Here is a 9,465-nt window from a genome sequence, read left to right as displayed (position 1 = left end):
TGGGAGTGGCTGAGTATGTTTTCAGTGTATTGATGGTGTTAGCACAGCAGCATGGTTTTTCTGCCTTAGAGAAAACCGTTGGCATTATTGGTGCTGGTCAAGTCGGCAGCTATTTAGCCGAGTGTTTAGCGGGGATTGGCATTAATGTGCTGCTCAACGATCCCCCAAAACAAGCACAAGGTGATTGCCGCGAGTTTACTCATCTTGATGTTTTACTTGATAAAGCGGATGTCATTACGCTGCATACACCCATTACTAAAAGTGGTGAATGGCCAACCCATCACTTGATTGATGAAGTTCGACTTGCCCAGTTGCGCAGTGATCAGATTTTGATCAACGCGGCTCGTGGCTCTGTGGTGGATAACCAAGCGCTGAAACAACGCCTACAGAAAAATGATGGTTTTATTGCCGCTTTAGACGTGTTTGAATTTGAACCTGAAGTGGATATGGAACTGCTGCCTTTGCTCGCCTTTGCGACTCCGCATGTGGCTGGCTATGGGTTAGAAGGTAAAGCCCGAGGCACGACCATGATTTTCAATAGTTTTTGTGAGTATCTTGGCGATGACCATTGTGCGAATGCCAGTAGTTTATTACCCGAGACTCCCATTGCCAAAGTGTATTTATCACGCGGTTGGGATGAGGAAACATTACACAGTTTAACCCAATTGATTTATGACGTACGCAAAGATGACGCCTTGTTTCGCCGTGAAATTGGCAAACCAGGTGCTTTTGATCAAATGCGTAAACTTTATTGGGATAGAAGAGAATATAGCGCGATGACTGTCGTCGGTAGTGAGTCGTGTGATCTCACTCCCTTAGCTAAATTAGGTTTTAAAACAGAGGTAACAAATGAGCCAAGAATTTAATATCGCTATTTTAGGAGCAACCGGCGCGGTTGGTGAAACCATGCTTGAAGTGCTCAAAGATCGCAAATTCCCCGTTGGTGAACTTTACCTACTTGCCAGTGAGCGTAGTGAAGGTAAATTCTACCGCTTCAATGGTAAGACCATACAAGTACAAAATGTTGAAGATTTCGATTGGTCACAAGTTCAGATTGCACTGTTTTCCGCTGGTGGTGAATTGTCCGCAAAATGGGCTCCTATTGCCACAGAAGAAGGCGTGGTAGTCATCGATAACACCTCACATTTCCGCTATGAGTACGATATCCCACTTGTTGTGCCTGAAGTGAACCCTGAAGCGATTGCGGATTTCCGTAACCGCAATATTATTGCGAACCCAAACTGCTCAACCATCCAAATGTTGGTGGCGTTAAAGCCGATTCACGACGCTGTGGGTATCGAGCGAATTAACGTATCAACTTATCAGTCCGTTTCAGGAGCTGGGAAGTCAGGCATTGATGAGTTGGCGGGACAAACCGCAAGGCTGTTAAACGGTGTTTCGGCCGATCCTGATGTTTTTAGCCAGCAAATTGCGTTTAACTGCATCCCACAAATCGACCAGTTTATGGATAATGGTTACACCAAGGAAGAGATGAAAATGGTGTGGGAAACGCAAAAAATATTCAATGACTCAACCATTATGGTCAACCCAACTTGTGTACGCGTGCCGGTTTTTTACGGCCACGCTGAGTCACTGCATATTGAAACACGCTTACCGATTGATGCTGAGCAAGTTATTGAGTTATTAGAGAAAACTGAAGGTATTGAAGTATTCAGTGGGAATGATTTCCCAACGCAAGTTCGTGATGCGGGAGGGAAGGATACAGTTCTTGTAGGGCGCATTCGCAACGATATCAGTCACCACAGTGGCATTAACATGTGGGTAGTAGCAGATAACGTGAGAAAAGGCGCTGCAACAAATGCGGTACAAATTGCGGAAGTGTTGATTCGAGATTATTTTTAATTAATACCTAGCAAAAAGGAGTGGTTTACCACTCCTTTCTCTCTACACAAAAAAGCCGAGTGATTGATTCACCCGGCTTTTTTATTATCGTCCAGCTCAAGGCTGAGAATGATGGCTATCTTTTTGACTTGTGCGCGTTAGGATTCTGCTTGCAACTGCCATCGGCACATTTACCATATAGATAAAGGCTGTGATTGGTGAGCTGTACATTATATTGCTCGGCAATCTCTCTTTGGCGTTGTTCGATCACCTCATCTGAAAACTCAATCACTTCACCACAATCTAAGCACACTAAGTGGTCGTGGTGGTGTTGTGTTGAAAGTTCAAAAACGGATTTTCCACCTTCAAAATGGTGACGAGTGACAATACCCGCATCATCAAATTGGTTTAATACTCGATAAACAGTCGCAAGACCGATTTCTTCACCAAGATCAATCAATTTCTTATACAGTTCTTCAGCGCTGATATGTTGGCATTCAGGCTGCTGTAGCACTTCTAAAATTTTTAGCCTAGGAAGGGTAACTTTAAGACCTGCATCCTTGAGCGCTTGGTTATTATCTGACATACACTTTCCTGTTGATGATCTGCAGCAGTTAACAGAATTCATAATTGCGATCATTATAGGGGAGTCACTGCTAACAATAAACCACGAAGTTCAAAGGGTTACTTTATATTTGTCACAAAGCCGCGCAATATCACTGATATAACAGCTCTTACCAGTTACAATTGCGTAACATTTATTAGTGATTGAGTCGATAGGTTTAAAAGGTGAGCACGGAATGAATCACTCTTTAGCAAGATTTTATAAGCCAAATATTGTTAAGTGGGCGTTAAATAGCTGGCCCCCTTTTTGGGGCGCTGGTATCCACATTGATGAAATTAGTAGCGACTTCCGTCAGGTGAAAATGCGCCTAAAGCTGCGGTGGTGGAACAAAAATGCCAATCGCACTCAATATGGTGGCAGCATTTTCTCTCTTACTGACCCTGTTTACTCTTTGATGTTAATGGGGATTTTGGGTGAGCAATATTATGTATGGGACAAAGAGGCCAGCATCAACTTTATCAAACCGGGCCATTCTGATTTGTATGCGGAGTTTCTGATAACGCAAGACCAACTGGATTCAATCTTAGTGAGCACGGCCAATGGGGATAAATGCTTTCCGGAATTTGTTATCCATGTTAAGGATGCCAAAGGCGAAGTGGTCTCTGAAGTGCAACGTAAATTGTACGTGCGCAAAAAACCTAAATACAGAGAAGAGAGTGATGCAGACAAAATGGTTACTTTTTGTGACCGCTAAGGCTGTTCATTCTGCATTTGGCACAGCTCAATCCAAGCTTCGGCGGTGCGAGAAACGTACCGTTCCGCGTGCCATATTAATCCTAAGTGCCAATCAATACTGGGTGTCATAGGTTTGACTAAGACGCCTTCTCCTTGAATTCGTCGACAAAGTGGTTCGGGTAGAAAGGCAACGCCTACGCCACTTTTGACCAACGCGACTAAAAAATCCCACTGGCTACTGCGCGCTGCAACTTGTGGTGTAAATCCGTGTTGTAGGCAGAATGAGTGGATGTAGTCACTCAGCGTAAAATCATGGGTATAGAGGTAAAATGGCTCATTTTGTAGTTGCTCCCAACCGATGGCTTCTTGCTGCTTCCAAGGAGATGAATCGGGGAGTACGGCGCAAATGGGGTAACTGTCTAAGGAGAGTGACCGCAGATTATCAATCGGATGAGGAGAAAGCATGGTGACGGCCACGTCAATTTCGCCATTGAGAATAGCTTGCTCTATTTTACGTCCGCCATACTCAACGATGGTGAGCTCTACATTAGGGTAGGTTTGACGGTATTGGCGAATCAGACCTGCGTAAAGGTGCCCAACCATTGGTGGAATACCGAGATGCAGTTGTCCCCGCTTTACCTGATTGAGATCGACCAGCTCGGCTTCTAACTGAGACATCTGCGCTAAGATCTCTAGCGCTCTTTGATAGACAACCTCTCCTGCATCGGTAAGCCAGAAACGTCGACCTTCACGATGTAATAGTGGCTGTTCAATTTCCTGCTCTAAACTGCGGATCATCTTACTGATGGTGGGCTGGGTGACGAACAGTTGCTCGGATGCGCGGGTAAAGCTTTGTTGATTGACCAATTCAACAAAATAGCGCAGTGCTTTAATATCCATAATATCTCCTTTTATCATTCCATTTTGGCATGAAAATGATAATAAAAAGTCATTTTACGATGGTTTTATGACTTAATATAATGTGACCAATTTCACAAAACGGCATTAGTCTCATCATGCAAAGAATAAGAAACAGCCAAAGAGTAAAAAACAATCTGCAAACAGTGGTACAAATTGTTGCGCTATCAATGATTTGGTTTTTGGCGGATTTTCTAGTCAGCACTTTTCATATTCCTTTACCAGCAAATTTAACTGGCATGCTATTGCTGTTAACTTTAGTGATTATGCGAGTTGTAAAAGTTGATTGGCTGCGCAAGGGAGCAACTTGGTTATTGGCGGAAATGCTGTTGTTCTTTGTACCAGCGGTCATTGCGGTCGTTAACTATCAAGAGTTAATGCAACAGCAAGGGTTACGAATTATGGCGGTACTTGTCATCAGTACCATCATGGTCATTGCTATTACTGCTTGGACCGTTGATAAAATGTATCGTTTAGAGCTGATATTAGCGCGTAGAAAAAGCAACCGTGCAATACGCCTAACTAAAGTGGAGCGTTCATCATGAGCTCACTACTTACCTCAACGCTGCTTGGTGTATTTTGCTTGCTGCTAACCTTGGCTTTTTACTATGGCAGCAAGTGCCTTTATCAACGTAAACGTTCTATTTTCTTAATGCCGCTGCTATTGGCCCCTATATTGTTAGTGGCTGTTGTGATGATCTTTCACATCCCTTACCAGACCTATATGGCAGAATCTCATTGGTTATTGTGGCTACTTGGTCCGGCTACAGTGGCTTTTGCTATTCCGGTCTATGACAACCGATTGTTGATCAAGCGCCACTGGCTCTCTCTATCCGTGGGAGTGATCGTATCGGTTGTGGTGGCTGTGGGGAGCACGGTTTTGTTGGCTCGTTGGTTTGAATTACCCGATATGCTTCAGCGCAGTTTAGCGATGCGCTCGATTACCACCCCTTTTGCTGTTGAAGCAACGAAGTCAATTGGTGGGCAAAGTGATCTGACTGCTCTATTTGTGGTACTTACTGGGGTGATAGGCATGGCGGTAGGTGAAGTGGTGTTAGCGTTATTATCCATTCGCTCTGGGCTTGGTAAAGGAGCCAGTCTTGGCGCTTCCGCGCACGGTGCAGGAACGGCAAAAGCGTATCAAATTGGCAATGCTGAAGGGGTCGTGTCGAGTGTGGTGATGATGATTGCGGGAATGGTCACTGTGTTGCTTGCTCCATTTATCGGTCGTCTACTTTGGTAAAGAAAAGAGTGCTGTTGTATACGGGTCAATAAAAAATCCCCTCGCAAGGGGATTTTTTATGTTTAAGAGATTAGCCTTCAAGTTCGGCTAAACACATCTCTTCATAAATCTGCTTAACCCATGTGCTGACGCGCTGTTCAGTTAGCTCTGGTTGACGATCTTCATCGATGCATAAACCAATAAAGTGGCTATTGTCACCTGCAACCAAGGCTTTAGAGGCTTCGAATTCATAACCTTCAGTTGGCCAGTGGCCAATAATCGTTGCGCCTTTGCTTTCGATAATGTCACGCACTGTACCCATCGCGTCACAGAAGTATTCAGCGTAGTCTTCTTGATCGCCGCAACCGAAAATAGCAACTAATTTCGTCGAGAAGTCGATCGCTTCTAATTCTGGGAAAAAATCATCCCAATCACACTGCGCTTCACCGTAGTACCAAGTAGGGATACCCAGTAACAATAAGTCAAAATTATCAATGTCTTCTTTGCTGCTTTTCGCAATATCTTGAACGTGAACGAGCTGCTTACCCAGTTGCTTTTGAATCATTTTCGCAACGGCTTCAGTATTACCGGTATCGCTACCAAAGAAGAGGCCTACACTTGCCATAGAATCATTACCTTTAATTTGTCATTTTCTGGCGGATGAGCGTGTTCTTTACCCCAGTCCGGTGCCTTCCCAACTGAGTTGGATAAGTCCTTTAAGGATAAAGCCAGCACAACCTAAAAACAGAACTAGCCATACAATACGGCGCCCAAATGGCGGTACATTACCTTGCTTAAGGACATCTTTTATTGCCATACCGATAAGAAAAAATATAGACGCAAAAAGAAGATCGAGTCCAATCGACTCAAGCATGTTCATGTAGTCGTACAGCATGGGTATCCTTTATGCCAATTTGCTTGAGCGCACTATAACACTGTTATTCGTCAAAGTTAATGCGCGCATTGGTACCTATTTCACACTTGTTGTTTCACAGTAAAGCGGCTAGCTGCCAATGAACTTTCTGATCGCTCGTAAAACTTCAACGGGCTTTTCTGCGTGTAGCCAGTGCCCTGTGTTGGCGATGACGTGCGCTTTCGCTTGGCTAAACTGCTGCTGGATCATTTCTTGGTGTTCCGCTAGTAGATAGTCAGAGTTGCTGCCTTTAACCAATAAGGTTGGAACAGAGCTGCAAGGGATTGGTTCCCAGCCTAAAATATTCCAGTAATTTTTTTCAATGGCGGGAACATTAAAACGCCAGCTCATTACACCATCTTCTCGTTTAAATAACGATTTACTGAGAAATTGTCGTACGCCTTCTAGCTCAATATGTTGCGCTAAAATGGCCATGACCTCTGCTCGCGAGGTAGGCTGCTGCGCAATAACCGCGTTGAGCCCCGCCAGTACGTTATCATGTTTCCGATGCTGATAGCTGACGGGTGCCATATCTAAAACCACCAGTTTGGCGACTTTGGATGAGGCGATGTCAGCCAGCTTCATAGCAACTTTACCGCCCATTGAATGGCCAATCAGCGTGACTGAATCACAAGCTAACTCTTCGAGTAAACTAGCAACATCGAATGCCATGCTCGCGTAATCATGTTCCTCACTGTGAAATGATTGACCGTGATTGCGCAAGTCAATACTCAATACTTGGTGATCGGCTTTTAGGTCTCTTGCAAGTAAACCTAGGTTGTCTAAATTGCCGAATAAACCATGGATCAAAACAACGGTGTGACCTTCACCTTCGAGTTTGTAATTAAGAAGTGCTGACATTTTATCTTATTAGTGATTGGTTTAACGTAGAGTATCAGTGAAGATCTCGCTATAATCCCTCAGAGTTTAAACATTGAGATTGTGAAAAGCGAATGAAAACAATTGAGGTTGATGAGGATCTATACCGTTATATTGCCAGCCAAACCCAACATATTGGAGAAAGCGCGTCGGATATTTTACGCCGTTTGCTCAATGTTGATGGTAAAGTGTCTGCAGCAGCGGTCGTGACGCAAGTAAGTACCGAGCCCAAGGGCATTGTTGTGAGTAAAGATGCCGTACAAGAGATACAGATTGATAGCGTAAAAGAGATGCGTTCTTTGCTCATTTCTGATGAATTTGCGGCTTTGAAAAAAGCAATTGATCGTTTTATGTTGGTGCTTTCAACCTTATACCGTATCGATCCAGTAAGTTTTGCTGAAGCGACCTTAGTGAAAGGACGTAAGCGTGTGTATTTTGCTGACAACGAGCAAACCTTGCTTGCTAGTGGGCAGACAACCAAGCCAAGAGCGATTCCAAACACACCATTTTGGGTCATTACCAATAACAATACTAGCCGCAAACAACAGATGATCGAGCAGCTGATGGTATTGATGAATTTCCCGAGTGACATTATTGAGAAAGTGACGCACTCAATCTGATTTGTGCCCATTCATAGATAAAAATCTGATTCAAGCCTCATACTGCGGACCACTAAGTCCGTATCATGAGGCTTTTTATTTCGTTGTTATTTTAAGAAAGGATGTCAAAAATGGCTATGCACCCACGCGCCGGACAAAAAGCACGGCAGGAAGACTTACATAATATCCCTGCGCTCGTTGCAAACTACTTTTTACTTCAACCTGATGCGGCTAACCCAGACCATAAAGTGCAATTTGGTACTTCGGGGCATCGTGGTTGTGCGGATAAATCGACATTTAACGAAAACCACATTCTTGCTATTGCTCAAGCGGTAGCAGAAGTGCGCGCTCAGCAAGGAACCACTGGGCCGATTTTTGTCGGAAAAGACACGCACGCACTCTCTGAGCCTGCTTTTTCTAGTGTACTTGAAGTACTGATCGCTAATGAAATTGAAGTGATCGTTCAACAGGATAATGGCTATACGCCAACGCCGGGTATTTCACACGCAATCTTGACTCATAACTTGAAGCACGCGCAAAAAGCTGATGGGATTGTGATCACACCTTCTCATAATCCACCACAAGATGGTGGTATTAAATACAATCCTACCCATGGCGGCCCTGCTGAAGGGGAAATCACCCAAGCGATTGAAAACCGAGCCAATGAGATCATTGCAGAAGGCATGCAAGGCGTGAAGCGTCTGCCTATTATGTCGGCAAAGCAATCGCCGCTGTTTAAACAAGTTGATCTTGTGAAACCTTATATTGATGACTTAGTGAATGTGATTGATATGGAGGCCATCCAAAAAGCCAATCTAAAACTGGGTGTTGATCCGCTCGGTGGCAGTGGTATTGATTACTGGCGTCAAATTGGCAAAGCGTATCAGCTTGATTTAACACTGGTGAGTGAAGCGGTGGATCCGACATTCCAATTTATGTCACTCGATAAAGATGGTGTAGTGCGTATGGACTGTTCTTCTCCTTATGCAATGGCGGGGTTATTAGCGTTAAAAGATCAGTATGATCTCGCGTTTGGTAATGACCCTGACTACGACCGCCACGGCATTGTCACTCCGAAAGGTTTGATGAACCCAAACCATTTCTTAGCCGTATGCATCGATTATCTGTATCGTCACCGCAAGCAATGGCGTAAAGAAGTGGCTGTTGGTAAAACGTTAGTATCAAGTGCATTGATTGACCGTGTGGTCGCCGATCTTGGCCGTGAGCTGTGTGAAGTACCTGTCGGCTTTAAGTGGTTTGTTGATGGCTTATACAGTGGTCACTTCGGTTTTGGTGGTGAAGAGAGCGCAGGTGCGTCATTCCTGCGTAAAGACGGAACGCCTTGGTCAACGGATAAAGACGGTATTATCCTTTGCTTACTGGCGGCGGAAATCACCGCTGTCACAGGTAAAAATCCGCAGCAATATTATGAAGATCTGGCCGCGAAACATGGAGAGTCTAAATATAGTCGTATTCAAGCTGTCGCAAATGGCCCACAAAAAGCAGTGCTGAGCAAATTGTCACCAGAGATGGTCTCTGCGCAAACATTAGCGGGAGATGAGATCACAGCCCGCTTGACGCATGCTCCCGGTAATGGCGCAGCCATCGGTGGATTAAAAGTGACCACTGATTATGGCTGGTTTGCTGCTCGTCCATCAGGCACAGAAGATATTTATAAGATCTATTGTGAAAGTTTTAAGGGCGATGAGCACCTCAAGCAAATCGAAGCGGAAGCGCAACAGATTGTTAATCAAGTCTTTGCCGACGCTGGTTTGTAAGCAAACTTATCAAT

General features: G+C 44.4%; 12 protein-coding genes. 7 read left to right on the top strand and 5 right to left on the bottom strand.

The window, feature by feature from the left end; all coding sequences use genetic code 11:
• Together B9J84_RS08215 and B9J84_RS08210 are read left to right on the top strand one after the other, a co-directional pair.
• The coding region (locus tag B9J84_RS08215) for a 4-phosphoerythronate dehydrogenase (protein WP_094123919.1) at positions 1–866 on the top strand (866 nt) is incomplete at its 5' end.
• A complete protein-coding gene (locus tag B9J84_RS08210) occupies positions 850–1,863 on the top strand; it encodes an aspartate-semialdehyde dehydrogenase (RefSeq protein WP_013856334.1) in 1,014 nt (337 codons plus the stop codon). The genes B9J84_RS08215 and B9J84_RS08210, both read left to right, overlap by 17 nt.
• A gap of 115 nt (positions 1,864–1,978) precedes the next feature.
• On the opposite strand, the gene fcrX is transcribed toward B9J84_RS08210, so the two are convergent.
• Positions 1,979–2,428 (bottom strand): ferric iron uptake transcriptional regulator FcrX, encoded by a 450-nt coding sequence (gene fcrX, locus B9J84_RS08205; protein ID WP_010318689.1) that lies wholly within the window; start codon positions 2,426–2,428, stop codon positions 1,979–1,981.
• A gap of 214 nt (positions 2,429–2,642) precedes the next feature.
• On the opposite strand from fcrX, the gene B9J84_RS08200 reads away from it, so the two are divergent.
• Entirely contained in the window at positions 2,643–3,161 is a 519-nt protein-coding gene (locus B9J84_RS08200) for a DUF4442 domain-containing protein (RefSeq protein WP_010318688.1), read from the top strand.
• Here the strand turns inward: B9J84_RS08200 and B9J84_RS08195 are convergent.
• A complete protein-coding gene (locus tag B9J84_RS08195; protein WP_179217542.1) occupies positions 3,158–4,042 on the bottom strand; it encodes a LysR substrate-binding domain-containing protein in 885 nt (294 codons plus the stop codon). The genes B9J84_RS08200 and B9J84_RS08195 overlap by 4 nt on opposite strands.
• 116 nt (positions 4,043–4,158) lie before the next feature.
• On the opposite strand from B9J84_RS08195, the gene B9J84_RS08190 reads away from it, so the two are divergent.
• Positions 4,159–4,605 (top strand): CidA/LrgA family protein, encoded by a 447-nt coding sequence (locus B9J84_RS08190; RefSeq protein ID WP_094123917.1) that lies wholly within the window; start codon positions 4,159–4,161, stop codon positions 4,603–4,605.
• Positions 4,602–5,303 carry an LrgB family protein gene (locus tag B9J84_RS08185; protein ID WP_013856339.1) on the top strand — a complete coding sequence of 234 codons (702 nt, stop codon included), beginning with the start codon at positions 4,602–4,604 and terminating at the stop codon, positions 5,301–5,303. The genes B9J84_RS08190 and B9J84_RS08185 overlap by 4 nt, the downstream gene beginning before the upstream one ends.
• A 70-nt stretch (positions 5,304–5,373) precedes the next feature.
• On the opposite strand, the gene fldA is transcribed toward B9J84_RS08185, so the two are convergent.
• The 3 genes from fldA to B9J84_RS08170 form a co-directional block, all read right to left on the bottom strand.
• Positions 5,374–5,907 (bottom strand): flavodoxin FldA, encoded by a 534-nt coding sequence (fldA, locus tag B9J84_RS08180; RefSeq protein ID WP_013856340.1) that lies wholly within the window; start codon positions 5,905–5,907, stop codon positions 5,374–5,376.
• 48 nt (positions 5,908–5,955) lie between these two features.
• On the bottom strand, positions 5,956–6,177 hold the full coding sequence (locus B9J84_RS08175; protein ID WP_010318683.1) for a DUF2788 domain-containing protein: 222 nt from the start codon (positions 6,175–6,177) through the stop codon (positions 5,956–5,958).
• A 108-nt stretch (positions 6,178–6,285) separates the two neighbouring features.
• On the bottom strand, positions 6,286–7,056 hold the full coding sequence (locus B9J84_RS08170; RefSeq protein ID WP_017045728.1) for an alpha/beta fold hydrolase: 771 nt from the start codon (positions 7,054–7,056) through the stop codon (positions 6,286–6,288).
• Between the two features lie 92 nt (positions 7,057–7,148).
• Here B9J84_RS08170 and seqA point away from each other — a divergent pair, with 92 nt between their 5' ends.
• Both seqA and pgm read left to right on the top strand, forming a co-directional pair.
• On the top strand, positions 7,149–7,694 hold the full coding sequence (gene seqA, locus B9J84_RS08165; RefSeq protein WP_010318681.1) for a replication initiation negative regulator SeqA: 546 nt from the start codon (positions 7,149–7,151) through the stop codon (positions 7,692–7,694).
• A 110-nt stretch (positions 7,695–7,804) separates the two neighbouring features.
• Positions 7,805–9,451, top strand: coding sequence for a phosphoglucomutase (alpha-D-glucose-1,6-bisphosphate-dependent) (pgm, locus tag B9J84_RS08160; RefSeq protein WP_026028060.1), 1,647 nt, complete (start codon positions 7,805–7,807; stop codon positions 9,449–9,451).
• Positions 9,452–9,465: the final 14 nt, after the last annotated feature.

Origin of the sequence: Vibrio sp. V03_P4A6T147 (assembly GCF_002241085.1) — a bacterium.
In the GTDB taxonomy this organism is placed as follows: Bacteria; Pseudomonadota; Gammaproteobacteria; order Enterobacterales; family Vibrionaceae; genus Vibrio; species Vibrio anguillarum.
Note: the sequence above shows the minus strand (reverse complement) of the source record. Positions and strands in the feature narration are given on the sequence as shown.

What these genes read in the sequence shown, in the direction of transcription:
- pgm (WP_026028060.1), top strand. Translation starts at nt 7,805, where the DNA reads ATGGCTATGCACCCACGCGCCGGACAAAAAGCACGGCAGGAAGACTTA.
- B9J84_RS08185 (WP_013856339.1), top strand. Translation starts at nt 4,602, where the DNA reads ATGAGCTCACTACTTACCTCAACGCTGCTTGGTGTATTTTGCTTGCTG.
- fcrX (WP_010318689.1), bottom strand. Translation starts at nt 2,428, where the DNA reads ATGTCAGATAATAACCAAGCGCTCAAGGATGCAGGTCTTAAAGTTACC.
- B9J84_RS08175 (WP_010318683.1), bottom strand. Translation starts at nt 6,177, where the DNA reads ATGCTGTACGACTACATGAACATGCTTGAGTCGATTGGACTCGATCTT.
- seqA (WP_010318681.1), top strand. Translation starts at nt 7,149, where the DNA reads ATGAAAACAATTGAGGTTGATGAGGATCTATACCGTTATATTGCCAGC.
- fldA (WP_013856340.1), bottom strand. Translation starts at nt 5,907, where the DNA reads ATGGCAAGTGTAGGCCTCTTCTTTGGTAGCGATACCGGTAATACTGAA.
- B9J84_RS08195 (WP_179217542.1), bottom strand. Translation starts at nt 4,042, where the DNA reads ATGGATATTAAAGCACTGCGCTATTTTGTTGAATTGGTCAATCAACAA.
- B9J84_RS08200 (WP_010318688.1), top strand. Translation starts at nt 2,643, where the DNA reads ATGAATCACTCTTTAGCAAGATTTTATAAGCCAAATATTGTTAAGTGG.
- B9J84_RS08190 (WP_094123917.1), top strand. Translation starts at nt 4,159, where the DNA reads ATGCAAAGAATAAGAAACAGCCAAAGAGTAAAAAACAATCTGCAAACA.
- B9J84_RS08210 (WP_013856334.1), top strand. Translation starts at nt 850, where the DNA reads ATGAGCCAAGAATTTAATATCGCTATTTTAGGAGCAACCGGCGCGGTT.
- B9J84_RS08170 (WP_017045728.1), bottom strand. Translation starts at nt 7,056, where the DNA reads ATGTCAGCACTTCTTAATTACAAACTCGAAGGTGAAGGTCACACCGTT.